A 22372-nucleotide genomic window follows, 5' to 3' on the forward strand; every position below is an offset into this window, starting at 1 on the left:
TTGATCACGTACTACCCGCACCGCGGAGCGGTCCCCGCAGCGTTGTGGTCATCGCTGATCGAGCAGGCCACCAGCCACGTCGAGATCCTGGTCTATGCCGGGTTGTTCCTCTTCGACAGTCACCCCGACCTGCCCGACCTGCTCGCGCAGAAGGCTGCCGCCGGCGCACAGGTGCGGATACTCCTGGGGGACCCGGACTCAGACGCGGTCCGCCAGCGCGGAGACGAGGAGGGGATCGGCGAGGGCCTCGCGGCGCGAGCCCGGATCACGCGCCGCTACCTCGAACCGACCATGGCCACGCCGGGTGTGGAGGTCAGGTCGCACGACACGATCCTCTACAACTCTATCTACCGCTTCGATGATGACGTCCTCGTCAACCCGCACGTCCTCGGAGCTCCCGCCGGCCAGAACCCGGTCCTGCACTTCCGCTACCTGCCCGGCGCCCGCACCTTCCGGCACTACATGCGCAGCTTCGATTACGCATGGGAGCGCGGCCGGCCGGCGTAGGCAGTTCGTCCACCTGACGCAATGACGACCAATCGCAGGTGAGACCATGACCGCATGCCTCTGCCTTACCCCGACGATCTGGCATCTGTGGTCCTGCGCACTGACTTCAGCAACGACTCAGCCTGGGACGACCTGCGAGAGGCGATCGACGCCGCGGAGGAGGGAGTCGCGACATACGTCGACGACCCGCGCTTCGCTGACGTGAGCATCCAGGCCCTGGTCGATGAGGATGCCGCAGCCGAGGAAGACGACAAGATCACCTATGTCTTCCTCGCGGATGCCGTAACCATGACCGATACGACACAGCCCCTCCTGGCCGTCGACCTTTACGACGAACCAGGCCGGACTTTCCGTGTACCGGTCGAGTGGTACGCCGAAATCTCCGCCAACCTGAGCATCGCCAACATGGACTTCGCCGACTTCGCTGACTCCACGGACGCCACTGACACGTTCCGCGGCTGGTGACAGCGACACCTTGGAACAGCCCAAGCACGCTGGCGGGCGAAAGCGGTAGCAGCACGAGACGACCACCATGCGAGGCTGGAGTCATGGCTCGCATCGACTACTTCAACGACCCGAACGCCCCTAAGGCAAACAGCATCGTTCCCTCAGTCACGGCCGTCGCCCTCAACGAGGTCGGGGAGATCCTGCTCATCCACAAGACCGACAACAACCTGTGGGCACTGCCAGGCGGAGGCATCGACGTCGGGGAATCCGCGCCAGCGGCCGCGGTTCGGGAGACGCAGGAAGAGACCGGGTTCGATATCGAGGTGACCGGCCTGATCGGCATCTACACCAACCCGGCCCACGTCATGGCCTACGACGACGGCGAGGTGCGCCAGCAGTTCTCCATCTGCTTCCACGCCCGCATCACCGGCGGCGAACTTCGTACCAGCAGCGAGAGCAAGGAAGTGGCATTCATCCACCCGAGCAAGCTGGACAAGCTCAACATCCACCCGTCCATGCGGATGCGGATCGACCACGGACTGGCCAGCCGCGCCGAACCCTACATCGGCTGATCTGCGAGACGAGCCTGTGTTCTTTCGACGGCTGCCCGCAGGTACGGGCGCGCGTTGGTGATCGCGGTGTGCACTTCACTGCCCGGCAGGTACCGGACCAGGATCTCGTCCATGCGCTGTTCGAAGCCGAAGGCCTGGCCGGCGGGCCCCGTCGTCATGTCAGCGCAGATGAGTGCATCGAGCAACGGAGAGTCCTCCCGCCCATACACGGCCAGCTCCGCCGACAGTCCCCGTTGCTCCGCTTCGTAAACGGCCCCGGAGTGATGGGCGACCAGACGCACGAGCCGATCGGGTGCGCCCAGAACTTCAAGGTGCCGTGCGCCGTCGATCGGGTGGAAGCCTGTGTCCCGCAGCTGTGGGGCGTAGCCAATGTCGTGCAGCCACGCGGCAGCCACGAGGAGATCACGTTCATCCGCTGGCACAGCCGCGGAGACCTCGCGAGCCCGCGCTGCAACAGCCTGCGTGTGCAGCCATCGGTTCCCAAGCGGCGGCAACAACGACTCGGCCAGTTCGGCCGCTCCCTGGGGCGTATCCAGCGCAGAAGACATGGACCGCACGGTAGCCGAGCACCGCAGGGAGTCGACAGTCTCTCAGCCCCACAAGGATCAAGGTAATGAGTCGACGCCCCGGCGGCGCCGGACCTATCGTGCGCACCATGGCAACGATCTATGTGCTGGACGGAACCCAGATCACGACTCTGGAAGACTTCTGGCGCGTCGTGGGCGAGGCCGTCAACGGCCCCGGAGGCTACTTCGGGCGCAACCTCGATGCTCTCAACGACTGCCTCCGCGGGGGCTTCGGCACACCCGACGACGATGACTTCGAGTTCCACTGGCACGACCATGCAGCCTCGCGGGAGCGCTTGGGCTACACCGAAACGGTCCGGCAGCTCGAGTTCCGACTCGCGCGATGCCACCCCACGAACCGACCCCACGTCGCCCAGGAGCTGGCGGCTGCACGCAACGGCCAGGGCCCGACGGTGTTCGAATGGCTCGTCAAGATCTTCGAGTGCCAAGCCCCAGGCTCCCTGGAACTGCTGTAGCTGCGGCTGTAGCTTCCGCACGAGCTGGACAACCCAAGCGCGGTAAGACTTTCTCTACTTCATCAAGGCGCTCCCGCCGCGCAGAGCGCGGCGGCGCGCGGCCCGGCGCCTCGGGCCGACGCTCCAGTCTTCGCCCCGCTCCGGCCCGGCCGCCGGCCGCCCGCCAGACAGCGAAGGGCTGCTGAGGGAGAAACCCGCTGTGGCTGGGGCGGCCGACTCCACGGCTTTACCCACCTCCCCGGTCCGGGTCCCGCGCCGAGCAAGACCAGGGGGCCACTCGGACACATTGCGGGCAGGGGACAAGCCTGCCCGAGTTTGCCAACCAGCGTACGGCCCCCCGATCATGCCCGGCCCCAGCCCAGGCAGGCCACCGGCCAAAGCCGCTCCGTCAACCTAGGCGGGATCCGGCTCTCATAAGGTTTTGCACCACACGGGGAAGCCCACCCGCCTAGGCTGACACCATCTGCACTGTGATAGGGGGAGCATGACTGAGAACGCCACTGAGTCCAACGCGCCGGGGAGTCTTCGGCATTGGTTCCCGGGACACTATGCCCCCACCCCTGACGAGTTGGCCACTGCTCTACGGGAAGCGACAGTCGTGCTTGACGCAAACGTCTTGCTCGACCTTTATCGCGTCCTACCGGATATTCGATCCGAACAGCTTGACGCTTTCAGAAAGGTAGGAAATCGCCTATGGATTCCACATCGAGTGGGACAAGAATTTCACGAACGCAGATTCAACGCAATTCGGGACCAAGCAACCCTCTTCAAAAACGCACTTGACGACCTTGAGGATCTGCGCAAGCAGGGGAAGTCTTCACTAGAACGACTACGCGACGCTTGCGGAGCACCGAATGATGAATTTTCTGAGACAATAAAGGCTCTCGATCAAACCATCACCGACATCTCTACGAAAGTTCGGAGCCTGCGCGACTCCTCAGACATAAGTGTTGCGAGCGCCCTTCGCGACGACCATATTCTTCGCGCCGTCGATGACATACTAGACGGAAAGGTTGGCCCTCCCCTACACGAACATGGCATGGCGCAGCTCACAAAGGACGCCGAGGTCCGATTCACCGAAAAGATCCCTCCCGGCTACTGCGACGCCCAAAAAGACCCGTCCCGCGCAATTGGCGATCTCGTACTGTGGGAGCAAATCCTCAAGCAGGCAGAGTCGAACCCCCGAACGATAATTTTCATCTCCCGGGAAAACAAGGAAGATTGGGTTAGGCGGGATCGCGAATTCAGGCTGGGCCCCAGGCCTGAACTGGTAGCAGAGATGAGAAAACGCGCAGGAGTAGACTTCTATCTCCTCAGACCGAACGAGTTCCTTTCACTCGCCCAAGAACACCTGGGGGCAAAGGTCAGCAAAGAGACCCTAGAAGCTGTCGCTCAAAGCGCCGGCTCAACCCCTAATTCTGCGTCACATTCTCCTGGCAAGAAGGTCTCCATCGCGCGCGCCAAGTCGCTTGACGAACTACTGGCAAAGGTGCGAAGTGACGACACTGATTCGTCTCACATTTTCGCCGAGGCAAAGGATCTCATCCTGCTTCGCGAAGAGTGCAGGCGTGAAGTGGCGGCAATCGGTCACGAAATTCAGTTCATCAAGAGTAAGCAGAAACAGCTACGCGAGCTGTCGAAGAAGTCTCATCTCGCCGAACAGGCTCGTGGCGAGTTGAGCGAACTTTCGGCAAGCCTTGCTGTGGCACAGGCTAGAGCACGGGAAGAACACAATCGGCTTCATTCGGTAGATACCGATATCGAATACTTCCGCCAAGGCTTGGAAATTCATCTGAATAGTGCGGCCAATCCGTCAAGATCTTGAAGCGTATCGCCGTTAGGCGCAACTTCGAGCTCGCACGGCCAGGACAGCGCCGGCCAGCATCGACAACCAGTGAGGGTACCAACGCTGGTCAGCGGGCGATTCTTGTCCTGAGCCCCAGTTCAGCGAAGTGGTTACACAGTAGACCGGCTGAGTTTCTCTTCTTCAGATTCCTGAGGCCAGTCTTCACGGACCTTCTGGACAATCTCCCGACACTTCGTGATGTTCTTAAAAAGGCTCGTCACATAGCTGCTGGGATGCATGTCGTCGACATGTTTCACGAGAGAGGACAGCGCCTTTTCCGTTAGGGCGGGGACCCTTCTCAGCTCTCCCGACCAGTCATACTCGGAATCTTCGATCCGCTGCAAGTCGAGTTCTCGGAAAACCAAGTGGAGTACGAGGCGATTACCCTGGAGGCAGACCGACCGCGGCCGACCCTCCAGTTTCCTTTTCAGGTCCGACAAGGTGAGATCCACGGAGCGCATTACCTCAACGCATCTCCACAAGCGGTATGGCCCCACAGTCGGATTAAAAAGCGTTCGGTACGGGGTCTTTTCCGTAGACTCCCAAAGACTCCCGACCTTACTTTTCGCAAGGACTGCCAAACTAGGTTCACGATTAGCGCACGCCAGAGCTACGGTGGCATCCACCACGGTACAGCCATTCTCGGGGCTAGGCACTGGCTCCCCCCGTTTGATCGCATAGGTCTTCTTTAGCGAAAGAACCAACTCAGTGCGCAAGCGATCCTGCTGGGGATCCAGAGCCACGAAATCTCGCGTTTCTACGCTATTCTGCGTATTTGTAGCTCGCGTCACTGCCGTTGCAAAGCCATCCGGACAGGCTTCGAGATTAATGAAACGGACCCAGACCAATGCGCCGTCGAGTGAACTCCCACTCCTTTGCCACGCCTTATGAATGCTGGCTACGGTCTGCGCGCCATTGACGACACTAACTCCCGTCAGGGAAAAATCACCAGAGGTCCGCGTTGCCGCGCCACGCGGAGTCTTCTTGATGCTTTCACATAGAGCCGTCACGCCATTATTGAAGTACCAAAAATGGTGAGGCGAATCCAAAATGGTGTTCGCTAGTGCATCATTTACGCTTGTGTTGCCAAGCGCCTTTCGGATGTTCTGCGAAAACAGGCGGTCACCGAAGCGCTCGTACCACTCGGCGACATTCGAAGCCGCCACCACACCGTAATACGCTTCATAGGGCTCGCTTACCGTGCCCCAATTTTCCACCTGCGCGTTAAAGTCAATACGCGAGCCGCCTAGCCCCTCTGCGACAAAGGAGTGAAACTCAGGCAATCCCAGCATCTCTACCGAGACTAACTGCTGAGTCTCGTTCATTTCATCGAGCACGTCCTGAAAAACTGCAGCAGACGGTTTCGCCAACTCCGTTCGCCCGGTCGTGGCGACAACCAGGACGAATGTCACATCCACATCGTCCAGTGCCGCCGTAATCTGGTCTTCGCAAGCCCTTAGTCGAGGCGTAAACCGATCAAACTTTGTGTCGAGGAGATCTTTGAATCCGGCAATGAAGTTGCGCGAGTCGCCCAGGCCAAGGCTGCCATCGCCAGAGCCGTCCCATTTGGACTGCACGAGAATCACTCTATGCTGCGTAGGATCAATCGCGATGGCATCAATTCCATTGTCATGGCTTCCATCCACAACAGTGGCGGCCGCTTCCGCAGCTGAAAGCTCTGTAAACCTCTGAACGGCAAGGGCTGCCAGGGCCCTGCTCAAGAATGCCTTCTCGTGAATAGAAGGGCTAGCCTTCTCGTAATCACTCATATCGATGTGATCCGCAAAGCCCGTGTGCAACGCATCCTTGATATGCCTGACCCATAGCTTCTTCATGCGCCCCCCGCATCAAGATCAGCAGGCCGTACCTGGAAGAGCACCATACCGATCGCGCACGGTGATGCGGAAGAGCCAGGCTGTAGCGACTCCCGTTGTGGCCGTCGAAAGCCATGCGTCTTCGTCTCTCGCGATCCCCCGCATGCCGCGCGGACCTCACTGGCACTACCCCTGGCCCGGAAGCATCCCTGATCCTGGCACTCAGGCGTGGCTTCTGCAGATAGACAGGACTCACCTTGCACCCGGCCGGCTGCCCCACCTCCAAGCAGCCGTAGCCCAAGAAGAGCCGAGGATGTGAGCGTTACTTGGTCGAGCCCTGGTGTGGGCTCGCGAGGGACCGCTGCTCGCTCAAGGGGGCGTGCCACAGTCGTGCCACATCGGGCGGTCAGCCACGGTCAACGGCGGGTCGCCGCGGTCGCAATGGCTGGCTGAGCTGGGGCCTCTTCAAAGCCCTTCTGACCTGCACGCCCTCGATGACCCTGACCACCAGGCTTACAAGGCAGTGGTTCCCAAGTCCTGCTGTGAACCGATGCGCCAGCCAGTAATCTGCAGCCACCAACCGTGGTCAACCCTGGAGGCTCCGTGGACGGTGCTGCCATCATCAGGCCTGAGCGGCTGTGGTCAGCACACGAGGTGTTGATGCGGCCGAGCCCCGTACCGGCGGTGGCAGGCGTCTACGGGTGGCATTTCGAGGAGGCGCCCCACGCAGACCTGACTGCAGGACGTCTGCTCTACGTCGGCATAGCTCCGCGACACATGGCGAACCGAACCAGCACGCAGAATCTGCGCAAACGCGTGCGGTACCACTACCGAGGCAACGCGGCCGGCTCGACCTTGCGGCTTACCCTCGGATGCCTACTCGGTCTAGAACTGCGCCTCGTAGGCAGCGGAACGCGTATGACCTTCGGCAAGGCCGGCGAAACAGCCCTCAGCCAGTGGATGGCAGACAACGCACGGGTGTGCTGGATCGAGCAAAACGAACCGTGGACCATGGAGTCTGAGCTCATCTCTGAACTAGACCTGCCGCTGAACCTCGACCAGAACCGCCACAACGCCTTCCACGATCGTCTCAAGGCACTGCGAGCCCAAGCACGTCAGCGAGCAAGAGAGTTGCCCATCAGTGCATAGGCGTGAGGCTGACATCAACGGCCGCGAACAGTCCCGAACTGGAGAGGCCGCAGCCGGCGCGATCGACTCCTGTAGCTGGTGTCACCAAGGTCACCGGGGAATCCGCTGCCCTGCTTCGGTGAGGACGAGGGTGAGACGACCCAGCCACTCGCCGTCGTCTGGATACTCCCAGTTGTCAGCATCTGCCAGCAAGGCAGGAAGTTCACGTCGCGGGAGGGCAGGACCAGGCTGGAGCCCCGGACTGCCATCGGGAGCGGTCCAGGGAACGAGCCGAGAGACTTCAATCCAGCCTCTGTCGATGAGCGGCAGAAGGACTGCGGCAAGCTCGGCTGGCCCGGCGGAGGCCAACGGTTCTTCCAGGTCTCCCCGAACGCCGGGCAGGATATCGATCTCCGTCGCATTGATCATGAATGCGCGCTCTGCTGACGACAGCTCGTCCGTTGCGGGATAGCTCACCAGGAGATCATCGCAGGGCGGCAGAAGCCGTTCATCCTCTCTGTGTCGAATACATGTCGAGGGCGCTGAACGTTCGCGCTTGGCGTTCGGGGAACACCAGGTCAGAGGCGGTGCGCCGGTGATCCCACCCAGCGTCTTCTAAGCGCTTGGCCGCAGGTTCGAGTCCTGCCGGGGGCACGTCTTGCGCCCCTCCCCCAGGGAGGGGCTTTTTGCCGGCCAGGCGCCTGCCGGCCTCCCTCAGCTGATCACGAGAACGGCCCGGCGCTGTCCGGTCGTCACCGCGTTTTCGCGGGTGGCTCTGCCGCATACGTGTCGAAGTTTTCGCAGCGGTTCAGCGATCTTCGTCCGGATCGGGGAGGGTGTCCCCCGGCCTCGATCCGCCTCTGATGATCTCTGAGCTGGCCGAATACACAACGCGCGCAGGTGGCAGCGACGACGGGGACGCTGTTGCCCGCTCTTTCGGCACCCTCACCGGCGGGATCCCCGCGCTGATCCACGTTGCCGGCCCACATGCCGTGATCACGACGGCAAGTGCCTTACCGCTGGATGAGCCGAGAGCCCCGGCGACCTGAGGGGCCTGACGGACCTCCGAGGGGGTTGCCCGAACTGCGATGAGTTCCAGCGCGGTCCCGGGTCTTCAGGTACGTCCACCTTCCGCGCGCGAATTCGGAGGCACCTTGAAGCTCCTTCTCACGTCAGGCGGCGTCACGAACCCAAGCATCCACGCGGAGCTCGTCAAGCTTCTCGGCAAGCCGATCGCCGAGTGCCACGCCCTCTGCATCCCGACAGCACAATGGGGTCACCCGATGTGCGGGCCGACATCAGTGCGGGGCCTCGTAGCCGCCCAGCCCACGTGGCAACACCTGACCGGCCTGGGCTGGGCATCACTCGGCGTCCTCGAACTCACCGCGCTGCCCACCATCGGCGCGGAACGGTGGGTCCCCTGGGTCCGGGAGGCCGACGTGCTCCTGGTCGACGGCGGCGACGCGACGTACCTGTGCCACTGGATGCGGGAGTCCGGGCTGGCCGATCTGCTGTCCTCGCTGCCCGACACGGTCTGGGTGGGAGTGAGCGCCGGAAGCATGGTGATGACGCCCCGGATCGGAACGTACTTCGTCGAATGGCCGTCCGCGCCGGACGACCGCACTCTGGGAGTCGTCGACTTCTCGATCTTCCCGCACTTGAACGCTTTCCCGACGAACACCCTGGCCGACGCAGAGCGATGGGCCGCCGACATCGGCGTCCCGGCCTACGCCATCGACGAACAGACGGCCATCAAGGTCGTCGACGGGTCCGTCGAGGTCGTCTCCGAAGGGCAATGGACGGCGTTCGGGTCACAACGGCCCGACATTCGTGACGTCGCGTCGTCCCGCCAAGCCCCATGACGCCTCGCTATCTCAACCACCGTGGCGCCCCCGCGGCCACCTCCACGACCGCGTGATACCGCTGCTCGGGGGCTCGTCGCGTCATGAGGCCACGGATGACAGGTCCGGTTGACCAGATCCAGATCAGCCGGGAGCGAGCGGCATGCCGCTCGCTCCCAGAACGTTGGGCCGGGGTACCGGCGTGACCAGCGACGCTCCGGTCTTACCCGAGTGCGGTCGGCGCATAACGGACGGCGGCTTGGCGCCCCCGATCGATCCCGTAAGGCGGTGGTCGCGAGCAGGGGTGGCATCGCGTCGGCGTCGCACCGCCGTGCCGGCGCATCGAGTTCGCCGAGTGGGGTTCCATCCGATATGCGTGGCCCAGCCAGCGTTGCCCGACTGCTCTGACGATTGCCGGGGGCACCGAAACTCACGTGCCCATTTCCGCTGGTCACCGCTGTGCCCCTAAGGCAGTTGAGGCATCAAATACGTGTATTAGGTGATAAGTGGACACACCGCACGCCGCTCGCTAGGGTCAAACTAAAGGCGCCATAAGTGCAGGAGTGGTCCGCACATAGGGGAGTTGGCGTAGCGAGCCGGAACTGACCCGCCTTACGGGTGCATACCGCATCACCGCGTAGATACCGCCCCCCTGAGGCGACCTATGTCATGAGCAGGTCAAGATGTCCAAGGAAGGTCAAACCGAATGACCAGGGACAATCTCGCACGCAAGGCCGTAGTCGCGACGTTCGCAAGCGTTCTCCTCGTCGGTGGGGGCGCGGGCATGGCGTCCGCCTCCGCTCCGGTGACGTCTCAGCCTCGTGTCGCCGACACAGAGTGCTATCGGGCTCCGTGCCACAACGACGGTGACAGTTGGGGCCACGGCCACGACGGTGACGGCTGGGGCCACGGCCACGACGGTTGGGGCCACGACCATGACGGATGGGGCCATGGTCACGACGGCTGGGGTCACGGCCACGACGGATGGGGTCACGGCCACGACGGATGGGGCCACAACCATGACGGATGGGGCCACGGCCACGACGGATGGGGCGGCGACCACGGTGGACACGACGGTGACGGGTGGGGCGGCGACCACGGCGACCACGGCGACGACGACTCGGGCGGCTACGGCGGCACCAACTGAAAGTCGGCGGCAGCGACAAGCACAATGAGGTGGACCGGTTCCCGCGGCACTGACTCTCCCGTCTTCGTTCGAGAGGGGAGAAGCAGCGGAGCAGACGGCCGGTGCGAGGGGAGCCGCAAGTCCATTGCGCACACGGGTGCTTGCGCCATTGCCGTGATCACCCACCGGCCTTGCCCCGCCCGGCACTCGCCGGGCGGGGCACCCGCATGTGAGGGACAAGGTCCGTTCGCATGGCGGGAAGTGACGCCGCGTCGCCCGTCGGACGACGGTCCGCCACCCGGCAACGCCGCAGGTGATGGCATTTAGGGGAGCCCCAGGGAGGCAGGTGTCACCCCCGCTGCCCTGTGCGCCGTGCATGCGCACCACCTTCAACGCCGCCGACGCCGGACCGGCCCGTCATCTGCGAGTGCGGCCGCGACCGCGTCGCACCCGGGCCGCCGCTCGGGCACGGTGTTGCGTCCCGTGGCGACGGGAGGAGCACGGGGAGGGAGGGATCCCGGGGGCGGGGCTGGAGCGAGGCGGGAGCGGGAAGCGCCGGGGACGAGCGGCAGAGGCTCAGGACATGACCACAGCAGACTCCTACGACGCGGTCGTCATCGGCGGCGGCCACAACGGGCTCGTCGCGGCCGCGTACCTGGCGCGCGCGGTGTGGTCGGTGGCCGTGCTGGAGCGCAACGCCGCGGTGGGCGGCGCCGTCGCGAGCGGTGAGACCACGGTGCCACCCGGGTTCACGCACGACCTGTACTCCACCAACCAGAACCTCTTCCTCGGCTCCCTTGCCTACGCCGACTTCGCCCCCGTTCTGGCCCGCCACGGGCTGAGGTTCCGCACCACGGACCGGCCCTACGCCAACGCCTTCCCGGACGGGCTGAGCGTGCGGGTCTGCTCCGACTACGAGCGCACCCTCGGGCAGTTGGCGGCGCACGACGCGGGCGACGCCGAGGGCTTCGCGGGTCCCTACCGGCAGTACCAGCAGTACGCGCCGTACCTGTTCGGCGTGTACGGGAGTCCCGTGCCGTCGGGCGCGGCCGCGCGGCAGGTGCCGGAACTGCTGCGCCACCACGGGGTGCGGCGGAACTCGTCCACACGCTGTTGATGAGCACCCGGGAGCTGGGCGGGACGTGGTTCGTCACCCGGGAGGCGCGGGCCATGGCCGCCTGCTGGGGCATGCACCTGGATTTCGGGCCGGACGTGGCGGGCGGCGCGATGTTCCCGCTGCTGGAGATGTTCGCGGACATGGAGAACGGCATGTCCGTCGTCGAGGGTGGCGCGCAGCGTCTGCCGTCGGCGCTCGCCGCGGTACTGGCCGAGCAGGGTGGCGAGGTCCGCACCGGGGCCGAGGTGGACCGCGTCCTGTGCCGCGCGGCCGGGCCGTCGGTCTGCGCTGCGCCGGCGGCGGCGGCGCGCTGACAGCGCGGCGTGCCGTGGTCGCGGACGTCGGGCCCACGGCCCTGTACGAGCGGCTGCTGGAGTCCGAGCGGCTGCCCGCGCGGGTGCGGCGCGCGGCGTCCCGCTACCGGTACGGCCCCGGCACCATGATGCTGCACCTCGCACTCGACGGGCCGTTGCCCTGGGCCGCGGGTCCCGAGCTGGCCCGATTCGGGCTATGTGCACGTGGCGCCGTACGTCGATGATCTGGCGCGCGCCTACACCGAGTCACTGGCGGGGCTCCTGCCCGCCGATCCGCTGCTGATCGTGGGACAGACCTCCGCGATCGACCCGACCCGGGCCCCGGCGCGGCGCCATGTCGTGTGGATCCAGATCCGCATGGCGCCCTCGGTCATCCGCGGGGACGCGGCAGAGACGATGCCGCAGACCCGCTGGTCCGAAGCCATCCTGCCGATGACCGACCGGGTACTGGCCAAGCTGGAGGCGTACGCGCCCGGCAGCCGGTCGCGGATCGTCGGTGTCGCTGCCTACAGCCCCGACGATCTCGAAGCGGCCGATCCGAACCTCGTCGGCGGAGACAGTGCGAGCGTCAGCCACCACCTCTCCCAGAACTTCGTCTTCCGGCCGATGTGCCGACACAGCGGCTATCGCACGCGGGTCCCCGGGATGTACCTGACCGGCGCCGCGACATGGCCCGGCGCGGGCAACCACGCCACGTCAGGCCGGCTCGCGGCCCGCCAGGTGCTCAACGACGCCCGTCTGCGCGGGCGGTCGTGGGCGGCACGGAAACGACGGCATCCGTAGCGGGAGCCGCCCCCGGGGCGAGCGCCGCCGGCGCGCGGCACTCCATGCCTTCCCGCTGAACGCGCCGTACCGCAACGGTCGTTGAGGGGGGAGGGACTCGCAGCGTCCCCACGGCGGGAGCCGGCGCGGCCCACCCTGGTGCGCGGCGACTCCAGCCGCCTCGCGCCCGCGCGCAGGCGCCCGTCCTCCCGGCGCTGCCCTTAGTGGCCGAAGCCTCCAGCCGGCTCGGGAGCGTCGCGGAATCCTGCACCTGTGGCGCGCTGTCACAGATCGGGGACCTGTCCGGTCGAATCCGTAAATGACACGAAAGCGACATTTCAAACCCGCTCCAGGCACCCCACCCGCCCGAGGAAGAAGCTCGATGACCAGCTCCGACCTGCTGACTCTCAGCGACCGCACGGACACGACCGGGATATCCGACTCGGCCATCGCGATGCTCGACGAGCAGGGAACGGTGGTCGCCTGGACGCGGGCCGCCGAGCATCTGGTCGGATACTCCGCAATGGAGGCCGTGGGCCGTTCCGCCGCACTCGTCCTGCCGACCTTCGGGGAAGCGCAGACGGTGTCGGCGTTCGTCGAGGAGTGCCGGGCCCGCGACGGCTGGTCGGGCACGGCGTCGGTGCGCGACCGGCACGGCCGGAGCCTCGACATCGGGCTGCGGTTCTCGAAGGTGCGCGGGCAGGAGGGGACGACACGCTGGCTCGCCTCCGTGGGCGACGTCGGCGCGCTGTCCGGAGAGGCGACGTACGGATCGGTGAGGGGGCCGCTCCTCACCCGCGCGCCGATCGGCATCGTCGTCCGCGACCCGCAGTTGCGGTGCACCTGGGCGAACGAGGTGATGGAGGACCACGACGGCATCCCCCTGGAGCGACGGCTGGGACGCCGGTTCACCGACGCGTTGCCCGGTACCAAGTCCGAGGCGCTCGAGACGGTGATGCGGCAGGTGCTCCGGAGCGGCACGACCAAGGTTCACGAGTACCGGACGTGGCTGCCGACGACCTTGAGCCGGGAGCATCCGTTCGCGGCCTCGTTCCACTGCCTGCAGGGCGGCGACGGCGAACCGGTGGGCGTGTGCGTCATCAGCGTCGACGTCGCCGAGAGCCGGCGGGTGCGCGAACGCCTCGCCGCCCTCAGCGAGGCCGGTACGCGCCTCGGCAGCACGCTGGACGTGATGCAGACCAGTCAGGAGCTGGCCGAGCTCGCGGTGCCCCTGCTCGCCGACTACGTCGCGGTCGACCTGGAGCAGTCGGTCCCCTTCGGCGAGGGGCCCCCGGTCCGCGTCGGTCCGGTGGGCGGGCGGCTGCCGGTGTTCCGGCGGGCCGGCCTGGCCTCGATCCACCGAGGGACCCCTGAGTCCCCGTGGGTGCGCGGCGAGCCGGTCCCGGTACCGCCCGACTCGCCCTTCAGCGAGGTCCTGTCCACCGGGAAGCCCCATCTGGAGCCGATCCTGGACACCGCCCCGGGCGTCTGGATCAACAAGGTCCCGGCTCTGGCGCGCAAGGTCCACGAGAACGGCATGCACTCGCTGATGATCGTGCCCATCCGTGCGCGGCGCGCCGTGCTGGGCATGGTGCTGTTCATCCGCATGCAGGATCCGATGCCGTTCCAGGAGGCCGATCGGCTCCTGGCGGAGGAGCTCGTCGCCCGCGCGGCGGTGTCGCTGGACAACGCGCGCCAGTACGCCCGCGAGCACACGGCCGCCCTCGCTCTCCAACGCAACCTGCTCCCCCGGCGGTTGACCGGCGGCACGGCGGTCGACACCGCCTCGCGCTACCTGCCGGCCGACATGGACCACGGTGTCGGTGGCGACTGGTTCGACGTGATCCCGCTGTCAGGCGCCCGGGTGGCCCTGGTCGTCGGCGACGTGGTCGGGCACGGCCTGCATGCCGCCGCGGCCATGGGCAGGCTCCGTACCGCCGTACAGACGCTCGCCCACATGGACCTGCCGCCCGACGACCTGCTGACGCACCTCGACGACACGGTCCAGCGACTGGCCGAGGAGGACGACGACGAGACCCCCGCTCCGGTGGGCGCCACCTGCCTGTACGCGGTCTACGACCCGGCGACCCGCCGGTGCACCATGGCGCGGGCCGGGCACCCCCCGCCCGCGATCGTGGACCCGCGGGGCCGGATCACCTTCCCCGACCTGCCCTCCGGAACCCCGCTGGGCATCGGCCTGGGAGTCCCGTTCGAGTCCGTGGAGCTGCAACTGCCCGAGGGCAGCCTCCTGGCCCTGTACACCGACGGCCTGATCGAGAGCCGCTGCCATGACATCGACGAGGGGATGGACCGCCTGGGCGCGTCCCTCGCGCAACCGGGCCGGTCCCTCGAGGAGCTCTGCGACCTCGCGACGGAGTCCTTCCCGGGTCACGCGCCGACCGACGACGTCACCCTGCTCCTGGTCCGCACCCGTTCCCTCCACCCGGCCCAGGTCGCCTCCTGGACGCTGCCCAGCGACGAAGCCGCCGTGCGCAGCGCCCGGAACCTGGCGGCCCTTCAGCTGGAGGCGTGGGGCCTGGGAGGCCTCGAGGAGTCCACGAAACTGATCGTCAGCGAACTGGTCACCAACGCCGTCCGCCACAGCACCGGCACGGTCGGTCTGCGCCTGATCCACGACTCCGTCCTGACCTGCGAGGTGTTCGACACCGACGTGTGCTCCCCGCATCTGCGACGGGCGCGCTCCGTCGACGAGAACGGCCGCGGCCTCTTCCTGGTCGCCCAGATGTCCCGCCGATGGGGCACCCGCTCGGTGTCGGGCGGAAAGGTGGTCTGGGCCGAAGCGGAGCTTCACGGTCGCTGAGGCACTCCTGCCCGCCCGGGCGACCCCGGTGCGGCGGGCGTCCGTATGATCCGGGTGTCCGTTACGGCGAGGAATGCCGGGGGCCCGATGAGCTTCGATCTCGCGGTGTGGCACGAAACCGCGCGGGTGTCGTCCGCAGCGGCCGCGCAAACGTACGCGCGGCTGTGCGAAGGCGATCACACGGGTGTGGCCGGGGCGCCGGAGGTCGGCGCCTTCCATCGGGAACTGACCGCCGAGTTCCCCGAGTCGGACGGCGACGAGGCGTCGCCCTGGGCGTCCGGGATCGGCGTCTCCGACCGGCATGTGCTCCTGGCGACGAGCTGGTCGCGTGCCGGGCAGGTCGTACCGCGCGTGCGCGAACTCGCGGACCGGCACGGGCTGGTGTGCTTCGACCCGCAGGCGTCGGTGGTGCATCTGCCACGGGCCCCGCGCGGTCCCCGGCCGCTCGACCTGGAGCGGTGCGCGAGGCCGCCGGTGGCCGACCCGGACCGGGAGGTTCTCGAACGTGCCGTGCGGAGTCTGTCCGAGGACGACTGGTACCTGATCGTGGACGAGGGCGACGGACGCTACGTCCAGGTCGGCCTGGGCCGCACGGCCGGCGTGGGGGACGACGAGTTCGCCGTCGAGCACCGCGACGGCGCGCCGGACCGCCACGAGCGCTGCGTCGTACGGGACCGCGACGCGGTGGTCGCGGCGGTCCTGGGCTTCGCCGCGGGGGACGCCTCCTGGAGGGCCGGCTTGCGCTGGGAGCGGCTCGACCTGTGAACCTCGGCCGGGCGGCGGGGCCGCCGCCCGTGTCTCAGGCGCCGGTGACGCGGTCCAGGGCGTCCAGCACGGCGGCCCAGGGCAGTTCCGGGGCGGTGGTGGACGCGCGGGGCTCGGGGAGCGGGTGGGCGGCCGGGTCGTCGACCAGGTGGACGCCGGCCTCGCGGAGTGCGGCGAGGTGACGGGGCCAGGCCGGATGCCGGGCGTGGGCGGCGTTGACCGCGGGCAGGACGACGACCGGGACCCCGGGGGTGCCGAGGGCCTCGCAGGTCTGGGTGAGGGCCTGGTTGTCGCCGATGCCGAGGGCGAGTTTCGCGACGGTGTTGGCGGTCGCGGGCGCCACGACGTGGCAGTCGGCGGCCGGGTGCGGCCGCGGCTCGGTGGGCAGCCGTGGCGCGTCGCGCACCGGCAGACCCGTGGCGCGCTCCAGGCGGTCGATCTCACCGAGGGGGCGGAGCCAGCGGGCGGCGGAGGGCGTGAGGGTGACCGCCACCCGCCAGCCGCGGGCGAGGGCGGGCAGCACGAGGCCGTCGCGCAGGGACTCGACGCCGCCGGCGGCCGAGCCGACGACGGCGAGGACTCCACGGACCGGTTGAGGGGACATGGCCTTCCCCTACCCGGAGCGACCCTCCACGTAGTCCGCGGTGCGCGGGTCGTCGGGCGTGTAGAACATGGCCGGGGTCGGGCCGTGCTCCACGCCTGCGCGCTCGCGCCGGCGCTCGTAGGTGCGACCGGAGACGGCGACGTGCTCGCCGAGCGCGACCCGCCGCGTCCAGGCGCTGCCGGCATCGGCCGTGGCCGGAGCACGGCGGTCCGGCACTCCGCCAGGAAGGCGTACACGGGCGCCGCGTCCCATTTGTCGGTTGTCGGCGCCGACCAGGCGCCGGCCCACGACGGCGAGCCGGTCCTCTGACCGCTCCTGCCGGTCGGCCCGGTCGTGGCGGTCCTGACAGTCGCGGCACATGAGGGGGTTGCGTTCAAGGAGCAGGGAACGCCCAACGGATGGACGACGAACGAGACGCGCAGCTCCACGCAAGCTGATGATGGTCAAGGCTACGGTGACGCTCCGCTCCTCCAGCGGCGGTCCGACGCAGTCGACCTCGCACAGAAGCAGCACACATCGAGCGGCACTTGCCTGGGAGAGAGTCAACGCTGCTCGGCACGTGGGTCGTTGACGCAGGACGCGAAGGTGCTCACCCTTCGCGGCCGGTCGCGGAGCGCGCAAGCGGAACCTGTCCGGTGGACGTCCCTCCCCCGGTTCCCGGACCACGGTGGGGCGTTCACGCGGCGGACGGGCGCATGTCCGGAGCCGGGCGATCAGCCGTCCCGGCCGGGCCGCGGGCCCGGCCCGTCCGAAAACCATCGGCGGGCCGCTCACGAGAAATACCCGCGGCCCCCGGCCGCGGGTACGAAGGAAGAACCGGAGTCACCGGCGACGAAAAGGGCGGTACGAACGGCCCCCCGGACCGTTCCTCCCGCGCCGCGTCAGTTCGCAGCCGTGCGACCCACTTCGGTCACCTTGCAGGTGATCTCGCCCACCGCCGCATCGGTGCCCTGTGCGGTCTCCTTCACGGATGCCCCGGCGGCCAGTCCCGTGGTCGTGGCGACGCCCTGGGCGATCCGGGTCCCCGTCTCGTCGGTGAACGCCACGCGCACCTGGTAATTGGCGGCCCGGTCCCCGTGGTTGGTGATGGTCACCTCGGCACTCGGGAACCTGGTGAAGTCGGCGAGCCCGCAGGAGGCGACCTTCACATCGTTTTTGAACTGCTCCTCCACGACGGCGGCGTGCGTCGGGGCGGTGCTCACCGCCGGTGCCTTGCCACCGGGGCTCTTGCCGTCACCGGTGTGCAGGGCGAATGCGACGCTGCCGCCGATCACGACGAGGATGGCGACGACGCCGAAGCCGAGAATCTTCCCGGCGCCCGACTTCTTGGGCGGCTGAACCCAGCCGGGTCCTTGGGACGGGTGCGAACCCGGTGGTTGCGTGTGCGACGACTGTGTCACAGGAGCCCCCTGAGGCTTGGGTGTGGGGGACACCGTGACATCACCTTCACCGTCCGCGCAGACATGCGAGCGGTCCGTGATGTTGCCGTGACCGATCCGGTACAGATCATTCCCCTGGTCCACACCAACTCACCGTCAGACGTCCTACCGGGGCACACTGGGGGCCCGTGGCCATGCGAAGCCCCACCGGAGGAGCCATGTCCTCGTACGAGCAACTGGCAGCGCTGGCCGCGCTCTTGGACGAGGCGGCGGCCGCCCAGCCGGAGGCGGACCGCGTGGTGGCGGCATGCGGCGAGCCGGGCCCGGTACCCACCGAAGTGGCCCGTGCCGGCAGCCGGCAGGCGGCGGTGCTGCAGGACATCGCCCAGCGGTTGCGTGACCTGCCCGTCGGCGGCGAGGAGGCGGACGCCCGCGACGAGGCCGTCCGGCTGCTGACGTACGACCACTGGATGGTGCGCCAGGCACTCAATCTGGCCTTCACCGCCAACGCCGACACCGGCACGGAGACCGACCGGCTGCGTCTCAACGGGCTCGGCGCCCCCGCGGACCGGCTGCGGGAACTGCGCGAACGGGTCCGGGGTGCGGCCGCGCGGGCGGCGGCCGACCCCGGCGCGGACCCGAGCTGACCAGGGAAGGCCAGGGAAGACCGGGGCAGGACGGGGCTCGCCGGGGCCGAGCGCGGCCTACCGGGCGGTGCCTCACACCCCGTGATGGGCCAGGGCGGCGTGCGGATCGGGGAGTCCGGCCGCCGGGGCCGGATCGGGATGGACGAGGGCGGCACCCAGCCGGGGAACGGCGTGCAGCAGCGCGTGCTCCGCGTCCACGGCGACCTGGTGCGCCGCGCGCAGATCGAGCGAACCGTCCACGACGACGGCGACCTCCGCCCGCAACCGGTGCCCGATCCAGCGCAGCCGCAGTTCGGCGACGTCCAGCACACCGGGCCGGCCCCGCAGCGCACGCTCGGCGGCGTCGACGAGGGCCGGGTCCACGGCGTCCATGAGGCGGCCGAACACCTCGCGGGCCGCGTCGCGGAGCACGAGCAGGATGGCCGCGCCGATGAGCAGCCCGACGACCGGATCGGCCGCGCGCCAGCCGAGGGCCGCGCCGCCCGCGCCGAGCAGCACGGCGAGCGACGCGAAGCCGTCGGTGCGGGCGTGCAGCCCGTCCGCGACGAGCGCGGCGGAACCGATCCTGCGCCCGGTGCGGATGCGATAGCGGGCCACCCATTCGTTGCCCGCGAAACCGGCCAGCCCGGCGGCGGCGACGGCCGGCAGATGGGAGACGTCCCGCGGGTCCAGCAGGCGGTCGACCGCCTGGTAACCGGTGACGACGGCGGACGCCGCGATCGTGGCGACGATGACGATCCCCGCCAGGTCCTCGGCCCTGCCGTAGCCGTAGGTGAACCGCCGGGTGGCGGCGCGGCGCCCGAGCAGGAACGCCAGGCCCAGCGGCAGGGCGGTCAGCGCGTCGGCGGCGTTGTGCACGGTGTCGCCGAGCAGGGCGACCGATCCGGACAGCACGACGACGGCCGCCTGCGCGGCGGCAGTGGCGCCGAGGACCGCGAGGGAGATCCACAGGGTGCGGATGCCCTCGGCGGAGCCTTCGAGAGCGCGGTCGAGCTTGTCCGTCGCGGCGTGGGAGTGGGGGCGGGTGGGGGTGCGGGAGTGCGCACGGGCGCTGTCGTGACCGTGGCCCTGGTTGTGACCGTGGCCCTGGTCGTGGTCGTCGTCGTGGTCGTGGCGCTGGTCGTGACCGCGGCCGGGGTCGTGCGCCTGGCCGTGACCGCCGTGCGGCTGGGGGTGCCGGTGCTCGTCCATGCCTGCCATTATGTGCGTATGAGCGCACGCATGCACCTATCACCTGCACAGGATGCGCACCCGCGAGACCCGGGCGCCGAGCACTACGCCCTCGCCGCCGAGACGCTCGGGCTGCTCGCCGACCGCACCCGGCTCCGCATCCTGCACGCGCTGGGGCAGCAGGAGGCCGACGTCGGCACGCTGACCGAGCTCTGCGGCGCGGCCCGCCCGGCCGTCAGCCAGCACCTGGCGAAACTGCGCCTGGCCGGGCTGGTGACCGTGCGCAAGGAGGGCCGCCGCATGGTCTACGGGCCGGCCGACGGACATCTGCGCCGGGTGGTCGACGAGGCGCTGAACCTCGCCGACCACCGCCTCAACGGGGCCCGGCCGCACGACTGATCCGGCGGTGCCCCGCCCCTGCGTGCCCTGTGCTCAGCCGGCCAGGCCGCGGCGGGCCAGCAGAGGCGCGATCTCCGGCGCCCGTCCGCGGAAGTTCTCGAAGGCCGTGAGCGGGTCGACGCTGCCGCCGCGCGAGAGCAGTTCACGGCGGAAGGTGTCGCCGTTCTCGCGCCGCATGCCGCCGTTCTCCTTGAACCACTCGACGGTGTCGGCGTCCAGCACCTCGCTCCAGATGTAGGAGTAGTAACCGGCGCTGTAGCCGTGGGCGAAGATGTGCGCGAAGTAGGTGCTGCGGTAACGCGGCGGGATCGCCGGCAGCGCGAGCCCGGCCTCCTTCAGCGCGGCCGCCTCGAACTCCTCGGCATCGCCCGGGTCGTGGCCGGCCGGGAGGGAGTGCCAGGCCCAGTCGAGCACGGCCGCGGACAGGTACTCCACCGTCCGGTAGCCCTGCCCGAAGCGCTCGGCGGCCTCCATCCGGGCCACCAGGTCGGCGGGCATCGGCTCGCCGTTCTCGTGGTGGCGCGCGTAGTGGGCCAGCACCTGCGGCCAGGTCGCCCACATCTCGTTGACCTGCGAGGGGTATTCGACGAAGTCGCGCGGAACGGCCGTGCCGGAGAAGAAGGGGTGCTCGACGTCGGAGAGCAGCCCGTGCAGCGCGTGGCCGAACTCGTGGAAGAGGGTGTGGACCTCGTCGAAGGTGAGCAGGGCCGGCTCGCCGGGCGCGGGCTTGGCGATGTTGAGGTTGTTGACGACCACGGGCTTGCGGCCGAACAGGTGCGACTGCTTGACCAGGCTGTTCATCCAGGCGCCGCCGCGCTTGGAGGCGCGGGCGAAGAAGTCGCCGAGGTAGAGGCCGAGAGGGGTGCCGTCGGCGTCGGAGACCTCGAAGACCCGTACGTCGGGGTGGTAGCCGCCCAGGTCGGGGCGCTCGGTGAAGCCCAGCCCGTACACCTGGCCCGCGGCGTGGAAGACGCCGTCCTTCAGCACCCGGTCGAGCTCGAAGTACGGGCGCATCTCGGCGGCGTCGATGTCGTAGTCGGCCTTGCGGACCTTCTCCGCCCAGTACGACCAGTCCCACGCGGCGAAGTCCGTCAGGCCGGAGGCGGCGGTCAGCGCGGTGGCCTCGCGCTCGGCGTTGGCCACGGCGGCCGGGACCAGCCGGGACAGCAGAGTCGTGACCGCCTCGGGCGTGCCGGCGGTCTGGTCGGCGACGACGTACGCGGCGTGCGAGGGGTAGCCCAGCAGCGCGGCGCGGTCGGCCCGCAGCCGGGCGAGCTTCACCACCAGGGCGCGGTTGCTCGTGAGACCGCGGCTCACGGACGCCTCCAGGAGCCTGCGGCGCAGGGCGCGGTCCTCCAGGGAGGCCAGTTCGGTCTGGTTGGAGAAGTTCTTCAGGCTCAGCACGAAGCGCCCGTCGTGGCCGAGGGCGGTGGCGTTGGCCGCGGCCGAGGCGACGGCGTCCGCGGACAGGCCGGCGAGTTCGTCCGCGCTGTCCAGGACGATCGCGGCGCCCTTGGTGTCGGCGAAGAGGTTCTGCTCGAAGGCGGTCGAGGCTTCCGCGATCTCGGCGTTCAGCTCGCGCAGCCGCTCTCGGCCCTGCTCGGTGAGTTCCGCCCCGGCCCGGACGAAGCGGGTGTGGTAGCGCTCCAGCAGCCGCAAGGACGGTGCGTCCAGGCCGAGTTCGTGCCGGGTGTCGTGGAGTGCCTTGACGCGGGCGAAGAGGTCCGGGTCGAGGTGGATGGCGTCGGCGTGCGCGGCGAGCTCGGTGTTGACGCGCGCCTCGATCTCCTGCACGGTCGCGCTGGTGTCGGCCGCGGTGCGGTTGAAGAAGACGCTCGAGACACGGCTCAGCAGATCGCCGGAGCGCTCCAGGGCGATGATCGTGTTCTCGAAGCCCGGCGGCTCCGGGTCCGCCGCGACGGCCCGCACCTCGGCGAGCTGCTCGGCCATGCCGCGCTCGAAGGCGGGCAGGTAGTGCTCGTCCCGGATGTCGGCGAACGGCGGCAGCTCGTAAGGGAGCGTACTCGGACTGAGGAAGGGATTCGTCGAGGTCACACGCCCGACCCTACGC

Annotated in this window: 24 protein-coding genes; 16 read left to right on the top strand and 8 right to left on the bottom strand. The window is 68.3% G+C overall.

The window, feature by feature from the left end:
- The 3 genes from ACIP98_RS22080 to ACIP98_RS22090 all read left to right on the top strand — a co-directional run.
- A partial coding sequence (locus ACIP98_RS22080) for an XRE family transcriptional regulator (RefSeq protein WP_401977576.1) occupies nt 1–507 on the top strand: 507 nt, incomplete at its 5' end.
- Nucleotides 508–561: 54 nt separating this feature from the next.
- Entirely contained in the window at nt 562–972 is a 411-nt protein-coding gene (locus tag ACIP98_RS22085; RefSeq protein WP_401977578.1) for a DUF6924 domain-containing protein, read from the top strand.
- Between the two features lie 83 nt (nt 973–1055).
- Nucleotides 1056–1526: an NUDIX hydrolase gene (locus tag ACIP98_RS22090; RefSeq protein WP_401977579.1), complete on the top strand. Its 471-nt coding sequence runs from the start codon at nt 1056–1058 to the stop codon at nt 1524–1526.
- Here ACIP98_RS22090 and ACIP98_RS22095 read toward each other — a convergent pair.
- The gene (locus ACIP98_RS22095) at nt 1514–2074 is read right to left on the bottom strand and encodes an HD domain-containing protein (RefSeq protein WP_401977580.1); all 561 of its coding nucleotides are present in this window, start codon (nt 2072–2074) and stop codon (nt 1514–1516) included. The genes ACIP98_RS22090 and ACIP98_RS22095 overlap by 13 nt on opposite strands.
- A 107-nt stretch (nt 2075–2181) precedes the next feature.
- Between ACIP98_RS22095 and ACIP98_RS22100 the strand changes: the two genes are divergently transcribed.
- Together ACIP98_RS22100 and ACIP98_RS22105 are read left to right on the top strand one after the other, a co-directional pair.
- Nucleotides 2182–2568 (top strand): barstar family protein, encoded by a 387-nt coding sequence (locus ACIP98_RS22100; protein WP_401977582.1) that lies wholly within the window; start codon nt 2182–2184, stop codon nt 2566–2568.
- A gap of 598 nt (nt 2569–3166) precedes the next feature.
- A complete protein-coding gene (locus tag ACIP98_RS22105; protein ID WP_401977583.1) occupies nt 3167–4393 on the top strand; it encodes a PIN-like domain-containing protein in 1227 nt (408 codons plus the stop codon).
- 131 nt (nt 4394–4524) lie between these two features.
- On the opposite strand, the gene ACIP98_RS22110 is transcribed toward ACIP98_RS22105, so the two are convergent.
- Nucleotides 4525–6249: an AIPR family protein gene (locus tag ACIP98_RS22110; protein WP_401977584.1), complete on the bottom strand. Its 1725-nt coding sequence runs from the start codon at nt 6247–6249 to the stop codon at nt 4525–4527.
- 639 nt (nt 6250–6888) lie between these two features.
- Here ACIP98_RS22110 and ACIP98_RS22115 point away from each other — a divergent pair.
- Nucleotides 6889–7377: a GIY-YIG nuclease family protein gene (locus ACIP98_RS22115; protein ID WP_401977695.1), complete on the top strand. Its 489-nt coding sequence runs from the start codon at nt 6889–6891 to the stop codon at nt 7375–7377.
- 90 nt (nt 7378–7467) lie between these two features.
- Here the strand turns inward: ACIP98_RS22115 and ACIP98_RS22120 are convergent, their stop codons facing one another.
- Entirely contained in the window at nt 7468–7833 is a 366-nt protein-coding gene (locus tag ACIP98_RS22120; protein WP_401977585.1) for a hypothetical protein, read from the bottom strand.
- 677 nt (nt 7834–8510) lie between these two features.
- Here ACIP98_RS22120 and ACIP98_RS22125 point away from each other — a divergent pair.
- The 8 genes from ACIP98_RS22125 to ACIP98_RS22160 all read left to right on the top strand — a co-directional run bounded on the left by ACIP98_RS22125 (nt 8511) and on the right by ACIP98_RS22160 (nt 16102).
- The gene (locus ACIP98_RS22125; protein WP_319661477.1) at nt 8511–9218 is read left to right on the top strand and encodes a Type 1 glutamine amidotransferase-like domain-containing protein; all 708 of its coding nucleotides are present in this window, start codon (nt 8511–8513) and stop codon (nt 9216–9218) included.
- A gap of 685 nt (nt 9219–9903) precedes the next feature.
- Complete coding sequence (locus ACIP98_RS22130) at nt 9904–10344, top strand: hypothetical protein (protein WP_401977586.1); 441 nt, start codon at nt 9904–9906, stop codon at nt 10342–10344.
- Nucleotides 10345–10906: 562 nt separating this feature from the next.
- A complete protein-coding gene (locus ACIP98_RS22135) occupies nt 10907–11440 on the top strand; it encodes a phytoene desaturase family protein (RefSeq protein ID WP_401977588.1) in 534 nt (177 codons plus the stop codon).
- Nucleotides 11440–11754, top strand: coding sequence for an FAD-dependent oxidoreductase (locus ACIP98_RS22140; RefSeq protein WP_401977590.1), 315 nt, complete (start codon nt 11440–11442; stop codon nt 11752–11754). The genes ACIP98_RS22135 and ACIP98_RS22140 overlap by 1 nt, the downstream gene beginning before the upstream one ends.
- A gap of 14 nt (nt 11755–11768) precedes the next feature.
- Nucleotides 11769–11978 carry a hypothetical protein gene (locus ACIP98_RS22145; RefSeq protein ID WP_401977592.1) on the top strand — a complete coding sequence of 70 codons (210 nt, stop codon included), beginning with the start codon at nt 11769–11771 and terminating at the stop codon, nt 11976–11978.
- Nucleotides 11959–12537, top strand: a complete 579-nt coding sequence (locus ACIP98_RS22150) for a phytoene desaturase family protein (protein ID WP_401977594.1) — start codon at nt 11959–11961, stop codon at nt 12535–12537. Before ACIP98_RS22145 ends, ACIP98_RS22150 begins: the two co-directional genes overlap by 20 nt.
- 361 nt (nt 12538–12898) lie before the next feature.
- Nucleotides 12899–15337: a SpoIIE family protein phosphatase gene (locus ACIP98_RS22155; RefSeq protein ID WP_401977595.1), complete on the top strand. Its 2439-nt coding sequence runs from the start codon at nt 12899–12901 to the stop codon at nt 15335–15337.
- A gap of 87 nt (nt 15338–15424) precedes the next feature.
- Nucleotides 15425–16102, top strand: a complete 678-nt coding sequence (locus ACIP98_RS22160) for a hypothetical protein (RefSeq protein ID WP_401977596.1) — start codon at nt 15425–15427, stop codon at nt 16100–16102.
- Between the two features lie 34 nt (nt 16103–16136).
- Here ACIP98_RS22160 and ACIP98_RS22165 read toward each other — a convergent pair whose 3' ends face one another.
- The 3 genes from ACIP98_RS22165 to ACIP98_RS22175 form a co-directional block, all read right to left on the bottom strand.
- On the bottom strand, nt 16137–16706 hold the full coding sequence (locus ACIP98_RS22165) for a flavoprotein (RefSeq protein ID WP_401977598.1): 570 nt from the start codon (nt 16704–16706) through the stop codon (nt 16137–16139).
- Between the two features lie 9 nt (nt 16707–16715).
- Nucleotides 16716–17066, bottom strand: coding sequence for a hypothetical protein (locus ACIP98_RS22170; protein ID WP_401977599.1), 351 nt, complete (start codon nt 17064–17066; stop codon nt 16716–16718).
- Between the two features lie 521 nt (nt 17067–17587).
- Nucleotides 17588–18106, bottom strand: a complete 519-nt coding sequence (locus ACIP98_RS22175) for an FxLYD domain-containing protein (RefSeq protein ID WP_319661485.1) — start codon at nt 18104–18106, stop codon at nt 17588–17590.
- Between the two features lie 197 nt (nt 18107–18303).
- Between ACIP98_RS22175 and ACIP98_RS22180 the strand changes: the two genes are divergently transcribed.
- A complete protein-coding gene (locus tag ACIP98_RS22180) occupies nt 18304–18732 on the top strand; it encodes a hypothetical protein (protein WP_401977600.1) in 429 nt (142 codons plus the stop codon).
- A gap of 72 nt (nt 18733–18804) precedes the next feature.
- Here the strand turns inward: ACIP98_RS22180 and ACIP98_RS22185 are convergent, their stop codons facing one another.
- On the bottom strand, nt 18805–19932 hold the full coding sequence (locus ACIP98_RS22185; protein ID WP_401977602.1) for a cation diffusion facilitator family transporter: 1128 nt from the start codon (nt 19930–19932) through the stop codon (nt 18805–18807).
- 9 nt (nt 19933–19941) lie between these two features.
- Here ACIP98_RS22185 and ACIP98_RS22190 point away from each other — a divergent pair, with 9 nt between their 5' ends.
- Complete coding sequence (locus ACIP98_RS22190; RefSeq protein WP_319661487.1) at nt 19942–20301, top strand: metalloregulator ArsR/SmtB family transcription factor; 360 nt, start codon at nt 19942–19944, stop codon at nt 20299–20301.
- A 33-nt stretch (nt 20302–20334) separates the two neighbouring features.
- Here the strand turns inward: ACIP98_RS22190 and ACIP98_RS22195 are convergent, their stop codons facing one another.
- Entirely contained in the window at nt 20335–22356 is a 2022-nt protein-coding gene (locus ACIP98_RS22195; RefSeq protein ID WP_401977603.1) for a M3 family metallopeptidase, read from the bottom strand.
- Between the last annotated feature and the right edge of the window lie 16 nt (nt 22357–22372).

Source organism: Streptomyces sp. NPDC088354, assembly GCF_044753585.1.
Classification (GTDB): domain Bacteria; phylum Actinomycetota; class Actinomycetes; order Streptomycetales; family Streptomycetaceae; genus Actinacidiphila.

Excerpts from the sequence above, each read along its gene's own strand:
- ACIP98_RS22140 (WP_401977590.1), top strand. The coding sequence starts at position 11,440 with ATGAGCACCCGGGAGCTGGGCGGGACGTGGTTCGTCACCCGGGAGGCG.
- ACIP98_RS22165 (WP_401977598.1), bottom strand. The coding sequence starts at position 16,706 with ATGTCCCCTCAACCGGTCCGTGGAGTCCTCGCCGTCGTCGGCTCGGCC.
- ACIP98_RS22115 (WP_401977695.1), top strand. The coding sequence starts at position 6,889 with ATGCGGCCGAGCCCCGTACCGGCGGTGGCAGGCGTCTACGGGTGGCAT.
- ACIP98_RS22180 (WP_401977600.1), top strand. The coding sequence starts at position 18,304 with ATGTCCTCGTACGAGCAACTGGCAGCGCTGGCCGCGCTCTTGGACGAG.
- ACIP98_RS22185 (WP_401977602.1), bottom strand. The coding sequence starts at position 19,932 with ATGGCAGGCATGGACGAGCACCGGCACCCCCAGCCGCACGGCGGTCAC.
- ACIP98_RS22170 (WP_401977599.1), bottom strand. The coding sequence starts at position 17,066 with ATGTGCCGCGACTGTCAGGACCGCCACGACCGGGCCGACCGGCAGGAG.
- ACIP98_RS22135 (WP_401977588.1), top strand. The coding sequence starts at position 10,907 with ATGACCACAGCAGACTCCTACGACGCGGTCGTCATCGGCGGCGGCCAC.
- ACIP98_RS22190 (WP_319661487.1), top strand. The coding sequence starts at position 19,942 with ATGAGCGCACGCATGCACCTATCACCTGCACAGGATGCGCACCCGCGA.
- ACIP98_RS22095 (WP_401977580.1), bottom strand. The coding sequence starts at position 2,074 with ATGTCTTCTGCGCTGGATACGCCCCAGGGAGCGGCCGAACTGGCCGAG.
- ACIP98_RS22155 (WP_401977595.1), top strand. The coding sequence starts at position 12,899 with ATGACCAGCTCCGACCTGCTGACTCTCAGCGACCGCACGGACACGACC.
- ACIP98_RS22090 (WP_401977579.1), top strand. The coding sequence starts at position 1,056 with ATGGCTCGCATCGACTACTTCAACGACCCGAACGCCCCTAAGGCAAAC.
- ACIP98_RS22160 (WP_401977596.1), top strand. The coding sequence starts at position 15,425 with ATGAGCTTCGATCTCGCGGTGTGGCACGAAACCGCGCGGGTGTCGTCC.
- ACIP98_RS22100 (WP_401977582.1), top strand. The coding sequence starts at position 2,182 with ATGGCAACGATCTATGTGCTGGACGGAACCCAGATCACGACTCTGGAA.
- ACIP98_RS22130 (WP_401977586.1), top strand. The coding sequence starts at position 9,904 with ATGACCAGGGACAATCTCGCACGCAAGGCCGTAGTCGCGACGTTCGCA.
- ACIP98_RS22110 (WP_401977584.1), bottom strand. The coding sequence starts at position 6,249 with ATGAAGAAGCTATGGGTCAGGCATATCAAGGATGCGTTGCACACGGGC.
- ACIP98_RS22085 (WP_401977578.1), top strand. The coding sequence starts at position 562 with ATGCCTCTGCCTTACCCCGACGATCTGGCATCTGTGGTCCTGCGCACT.